This is a genomic window from Streptomyces sp. NPDC001700 (assembly GCF_053596435.1).
The window spans coordinates 157,320-181,245 of sequence record NZ_JBSFGE010000015.1 but is presented as its reverse complement, the minus strand read 5'-3'; the positions used below and the strand labels follow the sequence as shown (position 1 = coordinate 181,245).

The window sequence follows — 23,926 nt, the reverse complement described above, 5'->3', positions numbered from 1 at the left end:
AACTCCTCGTCGAGCTGGGATTGAGCTGGGCTGGAAGTGGCGACAGAGTTAGATTAACCGAACGATCGGTCGGGACAAGAGGGGCTGGCGGACCTGTGGATAACTTCGTCGAAAAGGATCAGCCGTATGACTGCGAGCGGCACCAGCGACCGTGGGCTCCCGCGCACCAGCACCGTAGCCGTCGTCGGCACCGGCACCATGGGCCAGGGAATCGCCCAGGTGGCGCTGGCCGCCGGGCACCCGGTGCGGCTCTATGACGCCGCGCCCGGCCGCGCCGCCCAGGCGGCGGACGCCATCGCGGCCCGCCTCGGCAGGCTGGTCGCCAAGGGCGCCCTCGCCGCCGCCGACCGCGACGCCGCCCTCGGCCGCCTCGCCCCCGTCGACCGGCTCGCCGACCTCGCCGACACCGAGCTGGCCATCGAGGCCATCCTGGAGGAACTGGGCGCCAAGCAGCAGCTGTTCACCGCCCTCGAAACCGTCGTCTCCGACCGCTGTCTGCTCGCCACCAACACCTCCTCCCTCTCCGTCACGGCCGTAGCGGGCGCCCTCCGCTGCCCGGGCCGCCTCGTCGGCCTCCACTTCTTCAACCCGGCCCCGGTGCTGCCGCTGGTCGAGGTCGTCCGCGGCTTCGCCACCGACCGGGCCGCCGCCGACCGCGCGTACGGCACCGTCGCCGCATGGGGCAAGACCCCGGTGCGCTGCGCCGACACCCCCGGATTCATCGTCAACCGGATCGCCCGCCCCTTCTACGCCGAGGCCTTCCGGCTGTACGAGGAGGGCGGCGCCGACCCCGCCACCATCGACGCCGTGCTGCGCGAGTCCGGCGGCTTCCGGATGGGCCCGTTCGAGCTGACCGACCTCATCGGCCAGGACGTGAACGAGGCCGTCACCCGATCCGTCTGGGAATCGCTGTTCCACGATCCGAAATTCACTCCGTCCCTCGCCCAGCGCCGCCTGGTCGACGCCGGGCTCCACGGGCGCAAGACCGGCCGTGGCTGGTACGACCACGCCGACGAAGCGCCGCGCCCCCGCCCGCACACCGCCGAGCCGTGCGAGGCCCCCGCGAAGGTCGCCCTCCATGGGGATCTGGGCCCCGCCGCCGGGCTCGTGCCGCTCATAGAAGAGGCGGGCATCGCGCTGGTCCGGTCCCCGGCCCCCGTTCAGAAACGGCGGGGGAGGACGTTTCACGTGAAACCGGAGCCCGGGGCGGAGGCCGGGCAAGGGGGCTTCCTCGCGCTGCCCGACGGCACCCGGCTGTCCCTGACCGACGGCTCCGCCGCCACCACGGACCCGTCCGCCCCCGGCATCCGGTTCGACCTGGCACTGGACTACCGCGCCGCCACCCGCATCGCGCTCGCCCCCTCCGCGACCGCCGCGCCGGAGGCCACCGCGGCCGCGACGGGGCTCTTCCAGGCGCTCGGCAAGCAGGTGAGCGTGGTGGAAGACCTCCCCGGCATGATCGTGGCCCGCACCGTCGCGATGCTCGTGGACTTCGCCGCTGACGCCGTCGCCCGAGGGGTGGCGAGCGCCGGGGACATCGACACCGCCATGCGCACCGGCGTCAACTATCCGCGCGGTCCGCTGCGGTGGGGGGACCAGCTCGGTGCCGCCTGGGTGTGTGATGTCCTGGAAAACCTCCACGACGCCTGGCCCACCGGCCGCTACGCCCCCTCACAGGCCCTGATCCGGCGTGCTGCCACCCAAGGAAAGCTGCTCTAATCATGACCATGGCCAAGCGCGACACCTATACGCCCGAATCGCTGCTCGCGGTCGCCGTGGAGGTGTTCAACGAGCGCGGGTACGACGGCACCTCCATGGAGCATCTCTCCCGCGCCGCCGGGATCTCCAAGTCGTCGATCTACCACCACGTCAAGGGCAAGGAAGAGCTGCTCAAGCGGGCCATAAGCCGTGCGCTGGACGGGCTGTTCGGCATCCTCCAGGAGCCGGGCGCGCGCGACGGCCGGGCGATCGGACGGCTGGAGTACGTGACCCGGCGCACCGCCGAGGTGCTGATGGAGGAGCTGCCGTACGTCACGCTGCTGCTGCGCGTGCGCGGCAACACGGACACCGAGCGGTGGGCCATGGAGCGCCGGAGGGAGTTCGACCACGAGGTCGCCGCCCTGCTCAAGCGGGCGGCCGCCGACGGCGATCTGCGCGCCGACGTGGACGCGCGGCTGGCGACCCGGCTGCTCTTCGGCATGATCAACTCCATTGTGGAGTGGTACCGGCCGGGCCGGGGCGGGGCCGCGGGCGCCGACGAGGTGGCCGAGGCCGTGGTCCGTACGGCCTTCGCGGGCCTGCGCGTCCCCGGGGACCAGGCCGCCCCCTAGACCTCCGGGTCCAGGTCCGTTTCCTCGAAGACCAGCAGGGTGCGGGTGCTCAGCACCTCCGGTATGGCCTGGATCCGGGTGAGGACCAGCTCGCGCAGCGAGCGGTTGTCCTCGGTGTGCACCAGTAGCAGCACATCGAAATCCCCGCTGACCAGGGCGATGTGCGCCGCTCCCGGCAGCAGCCTGAGCTGTTCGCGCACGGTGCGCCAGGAGTTCTGCACGATCTTCAGCGTGATGTACGCGGACGCCCCCTGCCCGGCCCGCTCCTGGTCCACCCGGGCGCTGAAGCCCCGGATCACCCCGTCGTCCAGAAGCCGGTTGATCCGCGCGTAGGCGTTGGCGCGCGAGACGTGCACCTGCTCGGCCACCGAGCGTATGGAGGCGCGCCCGTCCGTCCGGAGCAGCCGCAGGATGTCGCGGTCGATGGGATCCAGCGGGCGCGCGGGAGGTTTGCCGTCCGGATTGGCCATCTGTTCGCCCTGCATACCGCCCCGCCTCCCCATCATGGACGTCCTGTTTTCATCTCAGGCTGTGGAGAACCGTTTGTCCACAGGCTCAGGCCGCCTGTAGCCAAAATGCGTCAACGACCGAACAATCGGTAGGTGAGGGCGATGCCGCACGGCACGCCCGCCCTCCAGCAGTCTGCCCGCCCAGGAGGTCGTGTCATGACGGTCCTAGAGCAGCCCGGCGCCTACCGCCCCACTCCCCCGCCCGCCTGGCGGCCCCGCACCGACGCCGCACCGCTGCTGCCCGACCCCGAGCCGTACCGCATGCTGGGCACCTCCGCCGCCGCTGACCTCGACCCCGACCTGCTGACCCGGCTCCACCGGGAGCTGGTCCACGGCCGCCGGTACAACGTCCAGGCCACCGCCCTCACCCGGCAGGGCCGCCTGGCCGTCTACCCCTCCTCGACCGGGCAGGAGGCGTGCCAGGTGGCCGCCGGCCTGGTGCTGGAGGAGCGGGACTGGCTCTTTCCCAGCTACCGCGACACCCTGGCCGCCGTCGTCCGGGGGCTCGACCCCGTCCGGGCCCTCACCCTGCTGCGCGGCGACTGGCACTCGGGCTACGACCCCCGGGAGCACCGGGTCGCCCCGCTGAGCACCCCGCTGGCCACCCAGCTGCCGCACGCGGTGGGCCTGGCCCACGCCGCGCGCCTCAAGGGCGACGACGTCGTGGCGCTCGCCCTGGTCGGCGACGGCGGCACCAGCGAGGGCGACTTCCACGAGGCGCTCAACTTCGCGGCCGTCTGGCAGGCCCCGGTCGTCTTCCTGATCCAGAACAACGGCTTCGCGATCTCCGTCCCGCTCGCCAAGCAGACCGCCGCCCCCTCGCTGTCCCACAAGGCGGTCGGCTACGGGATGCCCGGCCGCCTGGTCGACGGCAACGACGCGGCCGCCGTGCACCACGTCCTCGGCGAGGCCGTCCGCCGGGCCCGGGGCGGTGGCGGCCCCACGCTGGTCGAGGCCGTCACCTACCGGGTCGACGCCCACACCAACGCCGACGACGCCACCCGCTACCGCTCCGACGCCGAGGTCGAGGCCTGGCGCGAGCACGACCCGATCGCGCTCCTTGAGGGGGCCATGCGGGACCGGGGGCTGCTGGACGACGACGGCGTCCAGGCCGTGCGCGACTCGGCGGAGCGGCTGGCCGCCGATCTGCGCACCCGCATGCACCAGGATCCGGTCCTCGACCCCCTGGAGCTGTTCGAGCACGTCTACGCCGAGAAGACCGGTCAGCTGCGGGAGCAGGCCGCGCAGCTGCGGGCCGAGCTGGACGCCGAGGGGGAGCGATGACCACCGCCATCGACCGCAAGCCCGCCACCATGGCCCAAGCCCTCGGCCGGGCGCTGCGCGACGCCATGGCCGCCGACCCGGCCGTCCATGTCCTCGGCGAGGACGTCGGCACCCTGGGCGGCGTCTTCCGGATCACCAGCGGGCTCGCCGAGGAGTTCGGCGACGACCGCTGTACGGACACGCCGCTGGCCGAGGCGGGAATCCTGGGCACCGCCGTCGGCATGGCGATGTACGGGCTGCGGCCCGTGGTCGAGATGCAGTTCGACGCCTTCGCCTACCCCTCCTTCGAGCAGCTGGTCAGCCATGTCTCCCGCATGCGCAACCGCACCAGGGGCGCGGTACCGCTGCCGCTCACCGTGCGGGTGCCGTACGGCGGCGGCATCGGCGGCGTGGAGCACCACAGCGACTCATCCGAGGCGTACTACATGGCCACCCCCGGCCTCCATGTCGTCGCCCCGGCGACCGTCGCCGACGCGTACGGGCTGCTGCGGGCCGCCATCGCCTCCGACGATCCGGTCGTCTTCCTCGAACCCAAGCGGCTGTACTGGTCCAAGTCCGACTGGGACCCCGAGCGCCCCGCCGAGGTCCCGCCGATCGGGCGGGCGGTGGTGCACCACGCCGGGACCGGGGGCCGGAGCGCCACTCTGATCTCGTACGGGCCCTCCGTCCCGGTCTGTCTCGAAGCCGCCGAGGCGGCGCGGGCCGAGGGCTGGCACCTGGAGGTCGTGGACCTGCGCTCGCTGGTCCCCTTCGACGACGACACCGTGTGCGCCTCCGTGCGCCGCACCGGCCGGGCGGTCGTGGTCCACGAGGCCGCCGGTTTCGGCGGCCCCGGCGGCGAGATCGCCGCCCGCGTGACCGAGCGGTGCTTCCACCACCTGGAGGCGCCGGTGCTGCGGGTCGCCGGGTTCGACATCCCGTATCCGCCGCCGATGCTGGAGCGGCACCATCTGCCCGGCGTGGACCGGGTGCTGGACGCCGTCGCCCGGTTGCAGTGGGAGTCGGAGTGGACCGAGGGGAGCAGGGTCTGATGGCCGTCGTGCGGGAGTTCACGCTGCCCGACCTGGGGGAGGGGCTCACCGGGGCCGAGATCGTGCGGTGGCTGGTCGAGGTCGGCGACGTCGTCGCGGTCGACCAGCCGGTCGTGGAGGTCGAGACCGCGAAGGCCATGGTGGACGTGCCGTGTCCGTATGCCGGGGTGGTGACCGCGCGCTTCGGCGAGGAGGGCACGGAGCTGCCGGTGGGCGCGCCCCTGCTGACGGTGGCGTCTTCCGGTGGACCAGATGAGGGCGGTTCCGCTTCCGGCTCGGACGACGCCGCGTCGTCCGGTGAGCGGAGTGCGGCGACCGGCTCCGCCGAGGGTTCCGGCAATGTGCTCGTCGGATACGGCACGGGCGCACCCGCCGCACGGCGGCGCCGGGTGCGGCCTGCCAACGCGTCTGCCAACGGAGAGGTGGTGACCAAGACCCGGGAGGGCCCCGTTCCGGTGATCTCTCCCCTGGTCCGGCGGCTGGCCCGGCAGCACGGCATCGATCTGCGGCAGCTGGTGGGCTCCGGCCCCGAGGGCCTGATTCTGCGCGCCGACGTCGAGCGGGCCATCCCCATGCCCGGCACCGGCACGGCGAAGACGGTGAGTGAGGAGCACGGGGAGCGCGTCCCCCTGCGCGGGGTCCGGGGAGCCGTGGCCGACAAGCTCGCCCGCAGCCGCCGCGAGATCCCCGACGCGACCTGCTGGGTGGACGCCGACGCGACCGAACTGCTCGCCGCCCGCACCGCCATGAACGCCACCGGCGGCCCCAAGATCTCCGTCCTCGCCCTGCTGGCCCGCATCTGCACGGCCGCCCTCGCGCGCTTCCCCGACCTCAACTCCACGGTGGACATGGAACGCCGCGAAGTGGTCAAACTCAGCGGTGTGCACCTCGGCTTCGCGGCGCAAACCGACCGTGGACTCGTCGTCCCCGTCGTCCGTGACGCCCATACCCGCAGCGTCGAGGGGCTGGCCACCGAGATAGGGCGCCTGACCGAGGCCGCGCGAGCGGGCGCGCTGACCCCGGCCGACCTCACGGGCGGCACGTTCACGCTCAACAACTACGGCGTGTTCGGGGTCGACGGCTCCACGCCGATCATCAACCACCCCGAGGCGGCCATGCTCGGTGTCGGCCGCATCGCCCAGAAACCGTGGGTGCACCACGGCGAACTGGCGGTCCGCCACGTCGTGCAGCTGTCGTTCACCTTCGACCACCGGGTGTGCGACGGCGGGACGGCAGGCGGGTTCCTGCGGTACGTGGCGGACTGCGTCGAGCAGCCCTCCGTGCTGCTGCGGGGGTTGTAGCGGCCATACTCGGAGGGTGACCTATGACGCGGTGATCCTGGCCGGGGGTGCCGCCCGGCGGCTCGGTGGCGTGGACAAGCCCGCGCTGCGCGTGGGCGGACGGGCCCTGCTGGACCGGGTGCTCGGGGCCTGCCGGGGAGCCGGGCAGACCGTCGTCGTCGGCCCGCGCCGACCCACCGTACGGCCCGTGCGGTGGGCGCGGGAGGAGCCGCCCGGTGGCGGGCCGGTCGCGGCCGTCGACGCGGGCGTACGGGGGACCACCGCCCCCGTGGTCCTGCTGCTCTCCGCCGACCTGCCGTTCCTCACCGGGGAGACCGTGCGAACCCTGCTCGCCGGGCTCGGACAGGCCGACGGCGCCGTGCTCACCGACCCCGACGGGCGCGAGCAGCCCCTCGTCGCCGCCTACCGCGCCGAACCGCTGCGGCGTGAGATCGCCCTGCTCGCCGCCGAGCACGGCGGTCTCGGCGGGCTGCCGCTCCGGTTGCTCACCACCGAGCTGAACCTCCACCACATCCCGCACGCCACCGCGTCCTTCGACTGCGACACCTGGGAGGACATCACCACCGCCCGTGCGCGGATCAGGGAGCATGGACGGGTGCTGGAAGAATGGATTGCCGCAGTCAAAGCGGAACTCGGGATCGACCTCGACGTCGACACCGCCGCCCTCCTCGACCTGGCCCGGGACGCCGCGCACGGCGTCGCCCGGCCCGCCGCCCCGCTGACCACGTTCCTCGTCGGCTACGCCGCCGCGCAGCAGGGCGGCGGCCCCGAGGCCCTGGCCGACGCCAGCCGCAAGGCGGCGGCCCTGGCGGCGCGTTGGGCTGACGAGGAATGACCCAGCGGGACCCCCGTTCCGGGGACGTGAACAAGCTCGACCGCCAGGTGGACGAGGCCCTGGCCCTGGCCAACGAGCAGGCCACCGCGAAACGGGCATCGCCGCCGCCGGACGTGCCGGACCCCGAGCTGGGCTGGCCCCCGCCGAGCGTGGCGCGCACGATCCGCCACGGGGGCCCCGACAGCCGGAAATCGAGCCCGCCCGAGCCCGACGATGAGCTGGGCTGGCCGCCGCCGACCCTGGATCGACCGGAAGCGGGGCCACCGGAGGGAGAGCCGCCGTACCCGGGAGGGGGCGGGGTCGCAGGGGCGGGGGTCCTGGACGCTGACGTGTATTTGTGGCGCCGTGGACTTCCGGACGACTCCGCGCCTCGGGGCTCCCGGCGCCGTAAATATACGGTCCAGGACCCTCGTCCCGGAGGCCTCGCCCCCGCACCCGACAACGCACCCGACGCGCACCCACCCGGACCCGCACCCGACAAACCCGAGGCTCCCCTGACTGCCTGGCCAGACGCCCGCCGCATCGCCGCCCGAGCCGCCCGCGCCGCTCCCGCCAGGGCCACCGCGGCGCCCGTCCCGCGCCCGCTGGACGACGCGCTCGGCCACGTCCTCGCCGAACCCCTCACCGCGCTGACCGACCTGCCGCCGTTCGACACGTCCGCCATGGACGGCTGGGCCCTGGCCGGACCCGGCCCCTGGCGGCTCACCGCGAGCGGCAAGGCCGGGCGCGGGATCCTGGCCGGGACCGGCGCCGTCGAGCCGCTGTCCGACGGGCACGCGGTGCGGATCGCCACCGGCGCCCGCATCCCGCCCGGCGCCACCGCCGTGCTGCGCACGGAGTACGGCACGGACACCGGGGACGGCTGGCTGCACGCGGCGAGCGCCCCCCGGCCGGTCGGCTTCGGGCAGGACATCCGCCCCCGCGGCCAGGAGTGCCGCAGCGGCGATCAGCTGCTGCCCGCGGGCACGCGGGTCACCCCCGCCGTGCTGGGGCTCGCGGCCGCCGCCGGGTACGACGAGGTGGCGACCGTGCGCCGGCCGCGCGTGGAGGTGCTGGTCCTCGGGGACGAGCTGCTGCACCGCGGGCTGCCCCGCGAGGGCGCCATCCGGGACGCGCTTGGGCCCATGCTGGGGCCGTGGCTGCGGGCGCTGGGCGCGGAGGTGACAGGCACCCGCCGGATCGCCGACGATGCGGACGCGCTGTACGCGGCGATCCAGGGATCACCGGCGGACCTGATCGTGACGACCGGGGGCACGGCCGCGGGCCCGGTGGACCACGTGCACCCCACGCTGCACCGGCTGGGGGCCGAGCTGCTGGTGGACGGGGTGGAGGTGCGGCCGGGCCATCCGATGCTGCTGGCCCGCCTCGGGCCCGAGCGGCATCTGGTCGGCCTGCCCGGTAATCCGCTGGCCGCCGTATCGGGGCTGCTGACGCTCGCGGAGCCGCTGCTGCGGACGCTGGCGGGCCGCCCCGCGCCCGAGCGCCACCCGGCGTCGCTGGCCGAGGCGGTGAGCGGGCATCCGCAGGACACCCGGCTGGTGCCGGTGGCGTTCCGGTACGACGAGTACGACGAGGCGCGGCCGCTGCGCTTCAGCGGTCCGGCCATGCTGCGCGGCGTCGCCGTCGCGGACGGTCTCGCGGTGATCCCGCCGGGCGGGGCCGGGCGCGGCGCGGAGGTCGAGGTGCTGGAGCTGCCCTGGGCCACTGGGAGCGCCGGGAACGCCGGGAACGCCGGGATCGGCGAGAACAGCAGGACCAGCGGCGGCAGAAGCCAGCAGGAGGACGACGATGGCATACGCACCCAGGAGGGCCACGCGTGAAGCTGCCCAGTCATGACGCGGCGGCCCGTACGCCACCCGAGGACACCGGCCACCGTGTCCACCTGCCGCGCTACCCGGACGGCCCGCTGCGCCAGGTGCTCCGCCGACTGCTGCTGGCGCTGCTCGTCCTCGTCCTGACGGTCCTGATCGTCTACATGGACCGCAGCGGCTACCACGACAACGCCGACGACAACGTCGACTTCCTCGACTCCGTCTACTACTCCACCGTGACGCTGTCCACGACCGGCTACGGCGACATCGTCCCGCACAGCGACAGCGCACGGCTCACCAACATCCTGCTGGTCACCCCGTTGCGCGTGCTGTTCCTGATCATCCTGGTCGGCACCACCCTCGAAGTCCTCGCCGAGCGCACCCGCGAGCAATACCGCCTGAACCGCTGGAGGTCCGCCTTGCGCGATCACACCGTCGTCATCGGCTTCGGCACCAAGGGACGGTCCGCCGTCCAGACGCTCGTCGCGGGCGGGCTGCCCAAGGGGCGGGTGGTCGTGGTCGATCCGAACCACAAGGTGATCGAGTCCGCGACCTCGGAGGGGTACGTGGGCGTCGTGGGGGACGCGACCCGCAGCGATGTGCTGCTGCGGGCGGAGGCGCAGCGGGCCCGCCAGTTCGTGATCGCGACCCAGCGGGACGATACGGCGGTGCTGGTCACGCTGACCGCGCGGCAGATCAACAAGTCCGCGAACATCGTGGCGGCGGTGCGCGAGGAGGAGAACGCGCCGCTGCTGCGCCAGTCGGGCGCCGACGCGGTGATCACGAGCGCGAGCGCGGCGGGACGGCTGCTGGGGCTGAGCGTGCAGTCGCCGACCGCGGGCGCGGTGATCGAGGACCTGATCCAGCAGGGCAGCGGTCTGGACCTGGTGGAGCGCACGGTGGTGAAGGCCGAGGTGGGCAGGTCGGTGCGGGATACGGAGGACCTCGTGGTGTCCGTACGGCGCGGGCACCGGCTGCTCGCGTACGACGACCCCGACGCGAGCCCGCTGCAGGCCGCCGACCGACTGATCACCATCGTTCGCGCGCCGACGCCCCCGGAGTAGCGACGCCCCGGAGTAGCGACGCCCCGGAGTAGCGGCGCCCTCGGAGTAGCGACGCCCCAGGAGTAGCCTCGCGGCCATGCATGCGATCACCATTCCTGAACCCGGCGGCCCCGACGCACTCCAGTGGACCGAGGTGCCCGATCCCACGCCCGGCGAGGGGGAGGTCCTGGTCGAGATCGTGGCCAGTGGCGTCAACCGCGCCGATCTGATGCAGCGGCAGGGCCACTATCCGCCGCCGCCCGGCGCCCCCGCGTACCCCGGTCTGGAGTGCTCGGGCCGGATCGTGGAGCTGGGCCAGGGCGTCAGCGGCTGGGCGTTGGGCGACGAGGTGTGCGCGCTGCTGGCGGGCGGCGGGTACGCCGGGAAGGTGGCGGTCCCGGCCGGGCAGCTGCTGCCGGTGCCGGACGGCGTCGACCTCGTCACCGCCGCCGGACTGCCCGAAGTGACCGCGACCGTATGGTCGAACGTCTTCATGATCGCCCACCTGCGGCCGGGCGAGACGCTGTTGGTGCACGGCGGGTCGAGCGGCATCGGCACCATGGCCATCCAGCTCGCCAAGGCGGCCGGGGCGCGGGTGGCGGTCACGGCCGGGTCGGCGGAGAAGCTGGCGGCCTGCCGCGAGCTGGGCGCCGATGTGCTGATCAACTACCGCGAGCAGGACTTCGTGGAGGAGATCCGGACGGCCACGGACGGCGCCGGGGCGGACGTCATCCTGGACATCGTCGGGGCGAAGTACCTGGACCGGAACGTGGACGCGCTGGCCACCAACGGTCGGCTGGCGATCATCGGCCTGCAGGGCGGGGCGAAGGCCGAGCTGAACCTGGTCAAGCTGCTGGGCAAGAGCGGCGCGGTGACGGCCGCCGGGCTGCGCGGCCGCTCGCTGGGCGAGAAGGCGGCGATCGTCGCGGCGGTACGGGAGCACATCTGGCCGCTGATCGGCAGCGGCCGGGTCCGCGCGATCGTGGACCGTACGTTCCCGATGCGGGACGCGGCGGAGGCGCACCGGCTGCTCGATTCCAGCGGGCACGTGGGCAAGGTCCTGCTGACGCTCTGAACCGAAGGGTTCCGGGCGTGGCCTGTTCGGCCGCGCCCGGAATGCCCCGTACGCCCCGCCATGTGACGCTCATCCCGTCGGGCGCCCGAGCCAACCGCCCGGCACGGGAGGGCGACGACCGTGGACCCCGTACTCCGTACCCTGCCCGCCGCGGCCCTGCTGGCGGGCACCGCGCTGCTCGCCGCCCCGCACGCGGTGGCGCGCGCCGACGACGGCGACCTCGCGGGCACCCGCGCCGGGGAGGGCCGGTCCCACCCCGGCCGGTCCGCGGCGCCCACCCCCTCGTCCGCCGCACCGCACACCCCGGCCGACACGGACGGCGGGCGTGACCAGACGGACCGGCGCATGTCGCTGGTCCCGGACTGGACGCCGTCCTCGCTCCGGCTCCCCCCTGAGCAGGAGCGGCGCGGAGCGGACGAGCCGCCCCAGGATGATCGGCCGTACGGCACCGAGCGGACCGCCGCCGCGCCTGGTGACCGGGCGACGCGGGTGCTGCCGCTGGGTACCGGGCTGGCGCTGGCCGGGCTGGGGCTCGGGCTGGCCTTCCTCGGACTGCGGCTACGGCGCCACTGAGGCGGAGCCGGGCCGGGGGGCCGCGGGGCCTGAGGCGACCCACAGCCTCCCTCTGAGGTGCCGGTGCGGAACAATGGGGGTATGAACCAGCCGATGAACGAACGATCGCAGGAGAGCCCGCACGTCCTGGTCGTCGGTCCGGACGGCATGGCGCTCGGCGGTCTCACTCCTGGCGATGGCAGTGGTGACGACGAGTCGCGCGAGGTTCCCGTGACGGACATGGTCGAACAGCCCGCGAAGGTCATGCGGATCGGAAGCATGATCAAGCAGCTGCTGGAGGAGGTCCGCGCCGCACCCCTCGACGAGGCGAGCCGCGCGCGTCTCAAGGAGATCCACTCCAGTTCGGTCAAGGAGCTGGAGGACGGTCTCGCCCCCGAGCTGATCGGGGAGCTGGAGCGGCTGTCGCTGCCCTTTACGGAGGAGTCGGTCCCGACCGAGGCCGAACTGCGCATCGCCCAGGCGCAGTTGGTCGGCTGGCTGGAGGGGCTGTTCCACGGCATCCAGACGACGCTGTTCGCCCAGCAGATGGCGGCCCGCGCCCAGCTGGAGCAGATGCGCAGGGCGCTGCCCCCGGGCGTCAGCGGCGGCGAGGAGGGCCAGGGCATGGGCCCGGAGCACGGCGGGGCCCGCTCGGGCCCGTACCTGTAGCGACGTACCTGTAGCGATGCACCGATAGCGACATACCGATAGCCAAAGAGGCGTAGCCGGACCGAAGCGGTCCGGCTACGCCCACGAACTCATGCGGCGGGCCTCAGCCCGGGTTCCCGGTGGAGACCGTCAGCTCGATGGTGTCCGTGTCCGGGTTGTACGGCTCGTAGTTGCGGTACGTGTAGTTGAGGACCGTGCCCTTGCCCCACAGGTTCTCGTCCTGGGACGTGACGCGGTACTTCCACCCCGCGGCCCGGATGCACTTCTTCACCGAGTCCACGTAGAGGTTCTGGAAGTCGGGCACGCTGTAGGTGCCCTTCTCGTCCGAGTCCTCGTACGCGTCCGTGCACTTGGCCGGGTCGATCGTCTTCGTCTTGTCGCCCATGCGGAAACCCGCGGCGGCCGTCTCGGACGCGGAAGCGGAGGACTTCTTCTCGCCGCCGCCCTTGGTCTCGTCCTTCTTGCCGTCGTTGGAGCCGTTGAGGGCGATCACCAGGATCACGCCGAGGACCGCGATCGCGGCCACCACGGTGGATCCGATGATCACGCGCTTGTTGCTGCCGCCACCCCCGGAGGAGTTCGGCGAGGGCGAAGGCGTGGGCGAGATCGAGTACGGCGGCGGGGTGCTCGGCCCGTGGCCGCCCTGGTACGGGGACGGGGGCGTGCCGTACGGCTGCTGGCCCACCGGCTGGCCCACCGGATGGGTGGGCGGCGGCGGGGTGGACGGGCCGAAGGCGCCGTACTGCCCCGAGCCGGGCTGCGGCTGGTACGGCGTCTGGACGCCGCCCGGGCCGGGGGTCTGCTGGTCGACGGGCGGGAAGACCGCCGCGCCGACGCCGGAGCCGCTGACGGAGGGCGGCCCGCCGGCGATGATGATCGGGGAGGCGCCGGTCTGGCCGCTGCGCGAGACGCGGGCGATCTCGTCGCGCATGGCCTCGGCGGTGGGGAAGCGCTCGTTCGGGTTCTTCTTCAGGGCGCGGGCGACCAGCGCGTCCACCGCGGGCGGGATGGACTGGTTGATCGAGGAGGTCGCGACCGGCTCCTCCTGGACGTGCGCGTACGCGATGGCGAGCGGCGAGTCGGCGTCGAAGGGGAGACGCCCGGTCAGCAGCTCGAAGAGCATGATGCCGACCGAGTACAGGTCGCTGCGGGCGTCCACGCCACGGCCCAGCGCCTGCTCGGGCGAGAGGTACTGCGGGGTGCCGACGACCATGCCGGTCTGGGTCATGGAGGTGACCCCGGACTGCATGGCGCGGGCGATGCCGAAGTCCATGACTTTGACCACATTACGCTTGGTCATCATCACGTTACCGGGCTTGATGTCGCGGTGAACCAGCCCCATTTCGTGGCTGATCTCCAGCGCCGCCAGAACATCACTGGTGATTTTCAGCGCTTTTTCCGTCGGCATCGCGCCGTATTGCCGGACGTCGGCGTCGAGCGCGGAACGCAGCGGAAGTCCCTCGACGTACTCCATGACGATGTACGGCATGAGCGCGCCGTCGATCGAATCTTCGCCGGTGTCGTAGACCGAGACGATATTGGTGTGCGTGAGCTTGGCCACGGCCTGGGCCTCGCGGCGGAAGCGCTCACGGAAGGACTGCTCGCGGCCCAGCTCCGTATGCAGCGTCTTGATCGCTACCTGGCGGTCCAGCACGGAGTCGTACGCGAGGTGCACGGATGCCATGCCGCCTTCGCCGAGCAGGTCCCGCAATTGGTAACGGCCGCCGGCCAGGGAGCTGCCCTGGTAACGGCCCGGAGCGCCGTGCTGGCTCATGTCTTGCATCCCCCTCGGCGCACTCACCGCCCGGACCCGCACGTTTCGACGCCATGATCTTCGTGTTCCCGATATCGTGGCCAAGTCTGCCCCAGGCCACGGACACGTCAAGCCACGTGCCCGTTCCGTGACCGGATGCTCAAGAACCCGTCACGCGATTTGCAACACTTCACCGTCAACAGGTTTGATGGCCGGTCCATCACGAACCGATGCGCGGCGCGAAGGCTGTAGCGTGCCTAGCAGGAACCGTACCGCCCGCGGGCGGGGCGATCTTGACCAGACCCCCACCTAGACCGAGACGGCGAGGACCGATGGCACAGACCCAGAGCGCCCAGGGGCCCTCCGAACCTGACGCTACCGGGTCCGGAATGTCTGATGTGCCCGAGGCGTGGGGAAATGGTGGGCTGGTCGGCGATGGCCGTTACCGTCTCACCGGTCGCCTGGGCCGAGGCGGCATGGCGGAGGTCTTCGCCGCCGAGGACGTCCGGCTCGGCAGAACGGTCGCGGTGAAGCTGCTCCGCGCCGACCTGGCCGAGGACCCGGTGTCCAAGGCCCGCTTCACCCGCGAGGCACAGTCCGTCGCGGGGCTGAACCACCACGCGGTCGTCGCGGTGTACGACTCCGGCGAGGACGTCGTCGGGCCGAACACCGTCCCCTACATCGTGATGGAGCTGGTCGAGGGCCACACCATCCGCGATCTGCTGCTGAACGCCGAGGCGCCGCCGCCGGACCAGGCGCTGATCATCGTCTCGGGGGTGCTGGAGGCGCTCGCCTACAGCCACCAGCACGGCATCGTGCACCGTGACATCAAGCCCGCGAACGTGATCATCACCAAGAGCGGCGCGGTCAAGGTCATGGACTTCGGCATCGCCCGTGCCCTGCACGGCGCGCAGTCCACCATGACCCAGACCGGCATGGTCATGGGCACCCCGCAGTACCTCTCGCCCGAGCAGGCGCTCGGCAAGGCCGTGGACCACCGTTCCGACCTGTACGCGACCGGGTGTCTGCTCTACGAACTGCTCGCGCTGCGCCCGCCGTTCACCGGTGAGACTCCTCTTTCGGTCGTTTATCAGCACGTTCAGGACAATCCGGTGCCACCGTCCGAAATTTCGGGCGGGCAGGTTCCGCCGGAGCTGGACGGCCTGGTGATGCGCTCGCTCGCGAAGGACCCGGACGACCGGTTCCAGAGCGCCGAGGAGATGCGCGGACTCGTCCAGTACGCGCTGCAGATGCTCCAGGAGGCGGGCGGCCACACCGGTGTCTGGAACACCGGCCCGGTCACCCAGCACCTCGGCGGTTCCACGGGTGCGATGGGCATGGCGGGGACGACCGCGATGCCGCATCCGGACCACGGCCAGACGTCGCAGCAGCCGATGGTCGCGCCCGGCGGGGGGAACGCCGGGGGCGGCTACGACGGTGGTTACGGCGGGGGCTCCGGCCGGGGCCGCCGGGGTGGCCGCGGCAAGATGTGGCTGGTCGCGGCGCTCGCGGTGATCGCCGTGGCGGTCGGGGTGGCGTTCGCGCTGGACCTCGGCGGCGGCGGTGACAAGGGCAAGCAGCCGACCAAGAACCCGTCGGCGACCCAGCAGAAGGAAAGCAAGGAGCCGAGCGAGGAGCCCACGGAGGAGACGACGGAGGCCCCGGAGACCGACGACTCCACCGGCGGCACCGGCGACTACACCCCGTCCCAGGACCCGACCGGCCCGTCGTACACCGGCCAGCCCAGCAACCCGGGGTACCCGAACGAGCCGACCAGCGGCCCGACCGGCCTCCCGACGGACCCGCAGACCACGCCGGGCGACGGCAGCGGCGGCCCGACCACACCGCCCGACGAGGGCGACGATCCGACGACGCCGCCCGACGACGGTGGCGACGGCGAGCCGACCGTCGACCCCCCGGCCAGCGACCTTCCCTGATCCGGCCAAGCCCCCGACTGCCCCGGCCCGCGCGAGCGGTGCCGGGGCAGTCGTATGCGGGGCCGTCGTATGAGGGCCGGGCCAGGGCGGGCCGTCAGCAGCAGAAGGCGTCGCGGACCGCCTCGTACTCCCGCGTCCACCACACCACCAGCGCGGCCGCGGCCGGGAACTGCGGATCGGCGCGGTGGTCGCCGCGCTGGTAGTGCCAGCGCAGCATCCAGAAGTCGTTGAGCCGCTCCCACCACACCCGGTGCACGGCCGCGGCCATCTCGGCGGCCCCGGCGCCCGCCATGCGGCGGTAGGCGCGGGCGTAGGACCGGACCTTGGTCAGCTCCAGGGTGCCGCCGGGGCGTACGAAGAAGATCGCGGCGGCGCGGACGGCCTCCTCGGCGCGCGGCTGGACGCCCAGCCGGTCCCAGTCGACGATCGCGGCCGGTTCGGTGTCGCGGTAGAGCAGGTTCAGCGGGTGGAAGTCGCCGTGCACCCAGCCGGTGGCCGGGATCGCGTCCGCCTCGGGCCGCCGGTGGGCGTGCCGGTCCAGCAGCGCGCGGCGCTCGGTGAGGCGGTGCTCGGCGAGTTCGTCGAAGGTGTCGCGCGGCCGGTGGCCGCGGACCAGGGTCAGCAGCTCGTCGATGAGGGCGTACGTGTCCTCGGGGTCGGCCGCGGGCTCGGGCGGCTCGCGGTCGCTGGTCCCGGCCCGCATGACCTGCTCCAGACAGGTGTGGGCGAACCCCAGCAGCCCGCCCAGCCGCCAGCACTGGGGCGTGGTCAGGGCGGCGCCGTCGCGGTGCCGCCCGTCGATCCACGGGTGCAGGGCGTAGCAGCGGCCGCCGATGACGGCGACCGTACGGCCGTGGGCGTCCGGGACCGGCGGGGCGACCGGCAGGCCGAGCGCGCCCAGCCGCTGGGTGGCCCGGTGCTGGCGGGCGATGGCGGTGCGGTCGCCGTCGAGGTGGTGCTTGAGGAAGAACCGGCCGCGGGTGGTGGCGAGCCGGTAGCCGCGGTTGAGCAGACCCTCGGTGAGGGGGTCGCAGGACACCGGCTCACCGGCCCGGTCGTAGCGGCGGAGCAGGGCGCCCAGGGTTTCCCCGTCGGGAGCGGCCTCGGCGAGGTCTACATGTGAGCGCGGCACGTGCCAGATGTTAGATCACCCGGCGTCACGGGCCGTGCGTGAGTTGACGCGGCAGGCCGAATGGTGCTTGGGGAAGCCCCAGGAGACCCGCTAGTGCTTCTGGGCCTGCATCCGGGCCACGAAGGCGGCGGCCTGCGAGCGGCGCTCCATGCCGAGCTTGGCGAGCAGACTGGAGACGTAGTTCTTGATGGTCTTCTCGGCGAGGTGCAGCCGCTCCCCGATCACCCGGTTGGTCAGCCCCTCCCCGATCAGGATCAGGATGCGGCGCTCCTGCTCGGTGAGGGCCGCGAGCCGGTCGTCGGGCTTGGTGCCGCCGCGCAGCCGCTCCAGCACCCGGGCGGTGGCCACCGGGTCGAGCAGCGAGCGGCCCGCGGCCACGTCCCGGACGGCGGCGAGCAGTTCGCTGCCGCGGATGTCCTTGAGGACATAGCCGGACGCGCCCGCCATGATCGCGTCGAACAGGGCCTCGTCGTCGGCGAAGGAGGTGAGCATCATGCAGTGGATGGCCGCGTCGCGCGAGCGGATCTCCCGGCAGACCTCGACACCGCTGCGGTCGGGCAGCCGGATGTCGAGCACGGCCACATCGGGGCGGGTCGCGAGGATCCGGGCCAGGGCGTCGGCCGCGGTGCCCGCCTCGCCGACCACCTCCATGTCCGGCTCGCTCGCCAGCAGCTCGCGCACGCCGCGTCGTACGACTTCATGGTCGTCGAGTAGGAAAATCCTGATTTTTCCTTCTTCGCGCACGGCTCCAGTCTCACACACGAAGTCTTCCCGTGCCTTTGTCCTGCGGGATAACGTGCGGTGGACCGACGGTCGGCGAGGCTGTGACCAGTGGATGTTCACCCAACCGCGCGATTTACTTGGAAATCCAAGCAAAATTGCAGGTCAGGTGGGGTTTCGCAGGAATGCTAAGCACTGGGTAACGTGCCTTGTGCGGGGCCGACCGCCGGGCACCTGTCACGCCCGGACGGACGTTTCGTCGCACCCACCCCGTGCGTCGTCGTCGGACGGGCGAGCCGCAACTGGCCGCCGGCGGATCCCGGAGGCCGGACAGACGGAGGAGCACACGTGACCGTGGAGAGCACTGCCGCGCGCAAGCCGCGCCGCAGCGGAGCCAAGCGCAGCACCAGCGCGCGGAGCACGAAGAAGCAGCAGGCGGAACCGGAACTCGTACAGCTGCTGACCCCGGAGGGCGAGCGGGTCGAGCACCCCGACTACGCGATCGACCTGACCCCCGACGAGCTGCGCGGTCTGTACCGGGACATGGTACTGACGCGGCGCTTCGACGCCGAGGCCACCACCCTGCAGCGCCAGGGCGAACTGGGCCTGTGGGCCTCGCTGCTCGGACAGGAGGCCGCGCAGATCGGCTCCGGCCGGGCGCTGCACGACGACGACTACGTCTTCCCGACCTACCGCGAGCACGGCGTCGCCTGGTGCCGGGGGGTCGACCCGACCAATCTGCTGGGGATGTTCCGCGGGGTGAACCACGGCGGATGGGATCCCAACAGCAACAACTTCCACCTCTACACCATCGTCATCGGCTCGCAGACGCTCCACGCGACCGGCTACGCGATGGGCGTGGCCAAGGACGGCGCGGACACCGCCGTGCTGGCCTACTTCGGTGACGGCGCCTCCAGCCAGGGCGACGTGGCCGAATCGTTCACCTACTCCGCGGTCTACAACGCCCCGGTCGTCTTCTTCTGCCAGAACAACCAGTGGGCCATCTCCGAGCCCACCGAGAAGCAGACCCGGGTCCCGCTCTACCAGCGCGCCCAGGGCTACGGCTTCCCGGGCGTCCGGGTGGACGGCAACGACGTGCTCGCCTGTCTCGCCGTCACCAGGGCGGCGCTGGAGCGGGCCCGCACCGGCCAGGGCCCGATGCTCGTCGAGGCGTTCACGTACCGCATGGGCGCCCACACGACCTCCGACGACCCGACGCGCTACCGCTCGTCCGAGGAGCGCGAGCTGTGGGAGACCAAGGACCCGATCCTGCGGCTGCACACCCTCCTCACCAAGGAGAAGCTCGCGGACGACGCGTTCTTCGACGCCCTGGAGCAGGAGTCCGACGCGCTCGCCAAGCGGGTGCGGGAGGCGGTCCGGTCGATGCCCGACCCCGACGACATGGCGATGTTCGAGCACACCTACGCCGACGGTCACGCGCTCGTGGACGAGGAGCGGGCCCAGTTCGCCGCGTACCAGGCTTCGTTCGAGACCGCCGAGGAAGGCATCTGACATGGCTGCCCAGAAGATGTCGCTCTCCAAGGCGATCAACGCGTCGCTGCGCACGGCGCTCGAAACCGACCCCAAGGTCCTGATCATGGGGGAGGACGTCGGCAAGCTCGGGGGCGTCTTCCGGGTCACCGACGGGCTGCAGAAGGACTTCGGCGAGGACCGGGTCATCGACACCCCGCTGGCCGAGTCCGGCATCGTCGGCACCGCGATCGGGCTCGCGCTGCGCGGCTACCGGCCGGTGGTGGAGATCCAGTTCGACGGTTTCGTCTTCCCCGCGTACGACCAGATCGTCACGCAGCTCGCCAAGATGCACGCCCGGTCGCTCGGCAAGGTCAAGATGCCGGTCGTCATCCGCATCCCCTACGGCGGCGGCATCGGCGCGGTCGAGCACCACAGCGAGTCCCCCGAGGCGCTGTTCGCGCACGTGGCCGGGTTGAAGGTGATCTCGCCTTCCAACGCCTCCGACGCCTACTGGATGCTCCAGCAGGCCATCGGCAGCGACGACCCGGTGATCTACTTCGAGCCCAAGCGCCGCTACCACGACAAGGGCGAGGTCGACACCTCGGCCATCCCCGGCCCCCTGCACGCCGCCCGCGTGGTGCGGCCCGGCACCGACCTCACCCTCGCGGCCTACGGGCCCATGGTGAAGGTCGCGCAGGACGCCGCCGCGGCCGCCGCCGAGGAGGGGAAGTCGCTGGAGGTCGTGGATCTGCGGTCGATGTCGCCGATCGACTTCGACACGCTCCAGCGGTCGGTCGAACGGACCGGCAGGCTGGTCGTGGTGCATGAGGCACCGGTCTTCCTGGGGACCGGGTCGGAGATCGCCGCGCGCATCACCGAGCGGTGTTTCTACCACCTCCAGGCCCCGGTGCTGCGGGTCGGCGGCTATCACGCGCCGTACCCGCCCTCGCGGCTGGAGGACGAGTACCTGCCCGACCTGGACCGGGTGCTCGACGCCGTAGACCGTGCGTTGGCGTACTGAAGGGCTTGAGGAGATCGTGACGATGACCGCAGTCGAACAGCGCTTCCGTGAGTTCAAGATGCCCGACGTGGGCGAGGGACTGACCGAGGCCGAGATCCTCAAGTGGCTGGTGGCGCCGGGCGACACCGTGACCGACGGCCAGGTGGTCTGCGAGGTCGAGACCGCCAAGGCCGCCGTGGAGCTGCCCATCCCGTTCACCGGCGTGGTGCATGAGCTGCGCTTCGGCGAGGGCACCACGGTGGACGTGGGCACGGCGATCATCTCGGTGGACACCGACCCGGGCGCCGGGGACGCGCCCGAGGCCGCCGCCGCGCCGCAGCCCGCCGCCGAGGCCGAGCCGGAGGGGCGCCAGGCCAACCTGGTGGGCTACGGGGCCGCCCCCTCCTCCACCAAGCGCCGCCCCCGCAAGCCGCAGCCGGGTGCGCGTCCGGCCGCCGAGGCACCCCAGGCCCCGGCTCCCGCGCCCGCCCCCGTGGCTCCCGTACGCCCGGAGCCCGCGCCCGAGCTGAACGGGCACGCCGGGACCGCCCGTCCGCTGGCCAAGCCGCCGGTCCGCAAGCTCGCCAAGGACCTCGGCATCGACCTGGCGACGATCACCCCGACCGGGCCGGGCGGGATCATCACCCGCGACGACGTCCACGCGGCCGTCGAGGCCCCCGCCACGGCCCCGGAGCCCGCCGCCGGGCCCGCGGCCCCGGTCGCGGGCGCGCGGGAGCGCCGGGTGCCCGTGAAGGGCGTACGGAAGGCCACCGCGCAGGCGATGGTGGGCAGCGCCTTCACCGCCCCGCATGTGACGGAGTTCGTGACCGTCGACGTCACCCGCACCATGAAGCTGGTGGCCGACCTCAAGCAGGACCCGGAGCTGGCCGGGCTGCGGGTGAACCCGCTGCTCCTGGTCGCCAAGGCGCTGCTGGTGGCCATCAAGCGCAACCCGGACGTCAACGCCTCCTGGGACGAGGACAACCAGGAGATCGTCTACAAGGACTACGTCAACCTGGGCATCGCCGCCGCCACCCCGCGCGGTCTGATCGTCCCCAACATCAAGGACGCGGACGCCAAGACGCTGCCCCAGCTGGCCGAGTCCCTCGGCGACCTGGTGTCCACCGCCCGCGAGGGCAAGACCAGCCCGGCGGAGATGACCGGCGGCACGGTGACCATCACCAACGTCGGCGTCTTCGGCATCGACACCGGCACTCCGATCCTCAACCCCGGGGAGTCGGCGATCCTCGCCTTCGGCGCGGTCAAGCTCCAGCCGTGGGTTCACAAGGGCGAGGTCAAGCCGCGCCAGGTGACGACCCTCGCGCTCTCCTTCGACCACCGGCTGGTCGACGGCGAGCTGGGCTCCAAGGTGCTCGCGGACGTCGCGGCCATCCTGGAACGCCCCAAGCGTCTGATCACCTGGGGTTAAGAAGGAAGTACCCCCCGTCCGCATGGCGGACGGGGGATACGCAGGAATACCTGTTGTATCTATGCTGTGCGCATCATGAGTCCCACCGATACGGCCACCAAGCCGCCGCCCGCCGCCGAACGCGTCTACACCCATGTCAAACAAGCCGTCCTGGAGCGCCGCTACGAGGGCGGCACGCTGCTGAGCGAGGGCGAGCTGGCCGAGGCCGTCGGGGTCTCCCGTACGCCGGTCCGCGAGGCCCTGCTGCGGCTGGAGGCCGAGGGGCTGCTGAAGCTCTACCCCAAGAAGGGCGCGCTGGTACTGCCCGTCTCCGCCCAGGAGATCGCGGACGTGGTGGAGACCCGGCTGCTGGTCGAGCAGCACGCGGTCGCCAAGGCGGTGCCCGCCGGGCCGCAGCTGCTGCGGCGGCTGGAAGAGCTGCTGGAGGAGCAGAAGGGGCACGCGGCCGCCGGTGACCTGGCCGCGTTCGCCGTCGCCGACCGCTGCTTCCACGCGGAGATCGTCCGGGCGGCGGGGAACACGATCCTGGCCCACCTGTACGACCAGCTGCGCGACCGGCAGCTGCGGATGGGCGTGGCCACCATGCACGCCGAGCCGGACCGGATCGCCAAGAACATCGCCGAGCACACCGAGATCCTCCAGGCGCTGCGCGCCGGGGACGCGAGTTCGGCGGCCGGACTCGTCCAGCGCCACATCAGCTGGGTGAACACGCTCGCCCGGGGGGACGTGCGATGACCACGGCACGATTGCCCGGGGACCCGCCCGGCGGACGGCGTGCCGTCGCCATCTGGGGCCTCGGTGTCGCCGTCTACTTCGTCGCCATCGTCTACCGCACCAGCCTGGGCGTGGCCGGGATCGACGCCGCCGAGCGCTTCCACGTCAACGCCTCGGCGCTGTCCACCTTCTCCGTGCTCCAGGTGCTGGTCTACGCGGGCATGCAGATACCGGTCGGGCTGATGGTGGACCGGCTCGGCACCCGTAAAGTGCTCGCGCTCGGGATCGTGCTGTTCACCATCGGGCAGTTCGGCTTCGCGCTCTCCCACACGTACACGATGGCGCTGGCCTCCCGGGCGGTGCTCGGCTGCGGCGACGCGATGACGTTCATCAGCGTGCTGCGGCTCGGCTCCCGCTGGTTCCCGGCCCGCCGGGTGCCGCTGGTGGGCCAGATCGCCGGGCTGATCGGCATGGCGGGCAACCTGGTCTCCACGCTGGTGATCGCCCAGACCCTGCACAGCGTCGGCTGGACCCCGACCTTCGCGGGCAGCGCGGTCGGCGGGGTGGTCATCCTCGTCCTGGTGCTGCTCTTCCTCAAGGACCACCCGGAGGGGCACGAGCCGCCGCCCGTCGACCGGACGGACAAGGGCTTCGTACGCCAGCAGATCGTGGCCGCCTGGCGCGAGCCCGGCACCCGGCTGGGCATGTGGACGCACTTCACCACCCAGTTCCCCGCCATGGCCTTCCTGCTGCTGTGGGGGATGCCGTTCCTGGTGGAGGCGCAGGGGCTGTCCCGGGCGACCGCCGGTGAGCTGCTGACGGTGGTCGTGGTGTCCAACATCGCCATCGGCCTGGTCTACGGGCAGATTATCGCCCGCCACCACGCCGCCCGCACCCCGCTGGCCCTCGGCACGGTCGGCGCCACCGCGCTGGTGTGGGGCACCGCGCTGTTCTGGCCGGGCGACCACGCGCCGCTGTGGATGCTGTCCGTCATGTGCGTGGTGCTCGGCGCGTGCGGTCCCGCGTCGATGATCGGCTTCGACTTCGCCCGCCCCGCCAACCCGCCCGAGCGGACCGGGACCGCCTCCGGGATCGTCAACATGGGCGGATTCACGGCCTCGATGAGTACTTTGCTCGCCGTCGGCGTACTCCTGGACATGACCGGTCAGGACTTCCGCATCGCCTTCGCGGTGGTGTTCGTGCTCCAGGCGCTGGGCGTCTCCCAGATGCTGCGGCTGCGCGGCCGCGCGCACCGCAGGGAGCGCGAGCGCGTGGTCGCGAGCCGCGTCGAGGCGGTGCACGTACCGGCGTGAGGGCCCGCTCAGGTG

21 protein-coding genes are annotated in these 23,926 nt (G+C 72.4%); 17 read left to right on the top strand and 4 right to left on the bottom strand.

Features of this window, described 5'->3' with window-relative positions:
- Positions 1 to 126 precede the first annotated feature (126 nt).
- Together ACWC5C_RS26990 and ACWC5C_RS26985 are read left to right on the top strand one after the other, a co-directional pair.
- Positions 127 to 1,719: a 3-hydroxyacyl-CoA dehydrogenase gene (locus tag ACWC5C_RS26990; RefSeq protein ID WP_450879382.1), complete on the top strand. Its 1,593-nt coding sequence runs from the start codon at positions 127 to 129 to the stop codon at positions 1,717 to 1,719.
- Positions 1,720 to 1,721: 2 nt separating this feature from the next.
- The gene (locus ACWC5C_RS26985; protein WP_450879380.1) at positions 1,722 to 2,330 is read left to right on the top strand and encodes a TetR/AcrR family transcriptional regulator; all 609 of its coding nucleotides are present in this window, start codon (positions 1,722 to 1,724) and stop codon (positions 2,328 to 2,330) included.
- Here the strand turns inward: ACWC5C_RS26985 and ACWC5C_RS26980 are convergent.
- Positions 2,327 to 2,815 (bottom strand): Lrp/AsnC family transcriptional regulator, encoded by a 489-nt coding sequence (locus ACWC5C_RS26980; RefSeq protein ID WP_385445484.1) that lies wholly within the window; start codon positions 2,813 to 2,815, stop codon positions 2,327 to 2,329. The two genes, ACWC5C_RS26985 and ACWC5C_RS26980, sit on opposite strands and share 4 nt — an antisense overlap.
- Before the next feature lie 180 nt (positions 2,816 to 2,995).
- Here ACWC5C_RS26980 and pdhA (ACWC5C_RS26975) point away from each other — a divergent pair, with 180 nt between their 5' ends.
- From pdhA (ACWC5C_RS26975) to ACWC5C_RS26935, 9 genes are all read left to right on the top strand, one after another.
- Positions 2,996 to 4,123, top strand: a complete 1,128-nt coding sequence (gene pdhA / locus ACWC5C_RS26975) for a pyruvate dehydrogenase (acetyl-transferring) E1 component subunit alpha (protein WP_450879378.1) — start codon at positions 2,996 to 2,998, stop codon at positions 4,121 to 4,123.
- Positions 4,120 to 5,154, top strand: a complete 1,035-nt coding sequence (locus ACWC5C_RS26970; RefSeq protein WP_450879376.1) for an alpha-ketoacid dehydrogenase subunit beta — start codon at positions 4,120 to 4,122, stop codon at positions 5,152 to 5,154. The genes pdhA (ACWC5C_RS26975) and ACWC5C_RS26970 overlap by 4 nt, the downstream gene beginning before the upstream one ends.
- On the top strand, positions 5,154 to 6,455 hold the full coding sequence (locus ACWC5C_RS26965) for a dihydrolipoamide acetyltransferase family protein (RefSeq protein ID WP_450879374.1): 1,302 nt from the start codon (positions 5,154 to 5,156) through the stop codon (positions 6,453 to 6,455). The genes ACWC5C_RS26970 and ACWC5C_RS26965 overlap by 1 nt, the downstream gene beginning before the upstream one ends.
- A 16-nt stretch (positions 6,456 to 6,471) precedes the next feature.
- The gene (locus tag ACWC5C_RS26960) at positions 6,472 to 7,290 is read left to right on the top strand and encodes an NTP transferase domain-containing protein (RefSeq protein ID WP_450879372.1); all 819 of its coding nucleotides are present in this window, start codon (positions 6,472 to 6,474) and stop codon (positions 7,288 to 7,290) included.
- Complete coding sequence (locus tag ACWC5C_RS26955) at positions 7,287 to 9,110, top strand: molybdopterin molybdotransferase MoeA (RefSeq protein ID WP_450879370.1); 1,824 nt, start codon at positions 7,287 to 7,289, stop codon at positions 9,108 to 9,110. The genes ACWC5C_RS26960 and ACWC5C_RS26955 overlap by 4 nt, the downstream gene beginning before the upstream one ends.
- The gene (locus ACWC5C_RS26950; protein ID WP_450879368.1) at positions 9,107 to 10,165 is read left to right on the top strand and encodes a potassium channel family protein; all 1,059 of its coding nucleotides are present in this window, start codon (positions 9,107 to 9,109) and stop codon (positions 10,163 to 10,165) included. The genes ACWC5C_RS26955 and ACWC5C_RS26950 overlap by 4 nt, the downstream gene beginning before the upstream one ends.
- Before the next feature lie 76 nt (positions 10,166 to 10,241).
- Positions 10,242 to 11,219: an NAD(P)H-quinone oxidoreductase gene (locus ACWC5C_RS26945; protein WP_450879366.1), complete on the top strand. Its 978-nt coding sequence runs from the start codon at positions 10,242 to 10,244 to the stop codon at positions 11,217 to 11,219.
- Positions 11,220 to 11,339: 120 nt separating this feature from the next.
- Positions 11,340 to 11,792 (top strand): hypothetical protein, encoded by a 453-nt coding sequence (locus ACWC5C_RS26940; RefSeq protein WP_450879365.1) that lies wholly within the window; start codon positions 11,340 to 11,342, stop codon positions 11,790 to 11,792.
- A gap of 81 nt (positions 11,793 to 11,873) precedes the next feature.
- A complete protein-coding gene (locus tag ACWC5C_RS26935; RefSeq protein ID WP_385445493.1) occupies positions 11,874 to 12,440 on the top strand; it encodes a bacterial proteasome activator family protein in 567 nt (188 codons plus the stop codon).
- 103 nt (positions 12,441 to 12,543) lie between these two features.
- Here ACWC5C_RS26935 and ACWC5C_RS26930 read toward each other — a convergent pair whose 3' ends face one another.
- The gene (locus ACWC5C_RS26930; protein ID WP_450879364.1) at positions 12,544 to 14,214 is read right to left on the bottom strand and encodes a protein kinase domain-containing protein; all 1,671 of its coding nucleotides are present in this window, start codon (positions 14,212 to 14,214) and stop codon (positions 12,544 to 12,546) included.
- A 311-nt stretch (positions 14,215 to 14,525) separates the two neighbouring features.
- On the opposite strand from ACWC5C_RS26930, the gene ACWC5C_RS26925 reads away from it, so the two are divergent.
- On the top strand, positions 14,526 to 16,130 hold the full coding sequence (locus tag ACWC5C_RS26925) for a protein kinase domain-containing protein (RefSeq protein WP_450879362.1): 1,605 nt from the start codon (positions 14,526 to 14,528) through the stop codon (positions 16,128 to 16,130).
- A 94-nt stretch (positions 16,131 to 16,224) separates the two neighbouring features.
- On the opposite strand, the gene ACWC5C_RS26920 is transcribed toward ACWC5C_RS26925, so the two are convergent.
- Both ACWC5C_RS26920 and ACWC5C_RS26915 read right to left on the bottom strand, forming a co-directional pair.
- On the bottom strand, positions 16,225 to 17,262 hold the full coding sequence (locus ACWC5C_RS26920) for a phosphotransferase (RefSeq protein WP_450879360.1): 1,038 nt from the start codon (positions 17,260 to 17,262) through the stop codon (positions 16,225 to 16,227).
- Positions 17,263 to 17,352: 90 nt separating this feature from the next.
- Positions 17,353 to 18,006, bottom strand: a complete 654-nt coding sequence (locus tag ACWC5C_RS26915) for a response regulator (RefSeq protein ID WP_450879358.1) — start codon at positions 18,004 to 18,006, stop codon at positions 17,353 to 17,355.
- A 324-nt stretch (positions 18,007 to 18,330) separates the two neighbouring features.
- On the opposite strand from ACWC5C_RS26915, the gene pdhA (ACWC5C_RS26910) reads away from it, so the two are divergent.
- The 5 genes from pdhA (ACWC5C_RS26910) (at position 18,331) to ACWC5C_RS26890 (ending at position 23,911) form a co-directional block, all read left to right on the top strand.
- A complete protein-coding gene (gene pdhA, locus ACWC5C_RS26910; RefSeq protein ID WP_385445498.1) occupies positions 18,331 to 19,494 on the top strand; it encodes a pyruvate dehydrogenase (acetyl-transferring) E1 component subunit alpha in 1,164 nt (387 codons plus the stop codon).
- A 1-nt stretch (position 19,495) separates the two neighbouring features.
- Complete coding sequence (locus ACWC5C_RS26905) at positions 19,496 to 20,476, top strand: alpha-ketoacid dehydrogenase subunit beta (RefSeq protein WP_385445499.1); 981 nt, start codon at positions 19,496 to 19,498, stop codon at positions 20,474 to 20,476.
- Positions 20,477 to 20,498: 22 nt separating this feature from the next.
- Positions 20,499 to 21,884, top strand: a complete 1,386-nt coding sequence (locus ACWC5C_RS26900) for a dihydrolipoamide acetyltransferase family protein (RefSeq protein WP_450879356.1) — start codon at positions 20,499 to 20,501, stop codon at positions 21,882 to 21,884.
- Positions 21,885 to 21,959: 75 nt separating this feature from the next.
- Complete coding sequence (locus tag ACWC5C_RS26895) at positions 21,960 to 22,619, top strand: GntR family transcriptional regulator (protein ID WP_450879354.1); 660 nt, start codon at positions 21,960 to 21,962, stop codon at positions 22,617 to 22,619.
- On the top strand, positions 22,616 to 23,911 hold the full coding sequence (locus ACWC5C_RS26890) for an MFS transporter (RefSeq protein WP_450879352.1): 1,296 nt from the start codon (positions 22,616 to 22,618) through the stop codon (positions 23,909 to 23,911). Before ACWC5C_RS26895 ends, ACWC5C_RS26890 begins: the two co-directional genes overlap by 4 nt.
- Positions 23,912 to 23,926 lie beyond the last annotated feature (15 nt).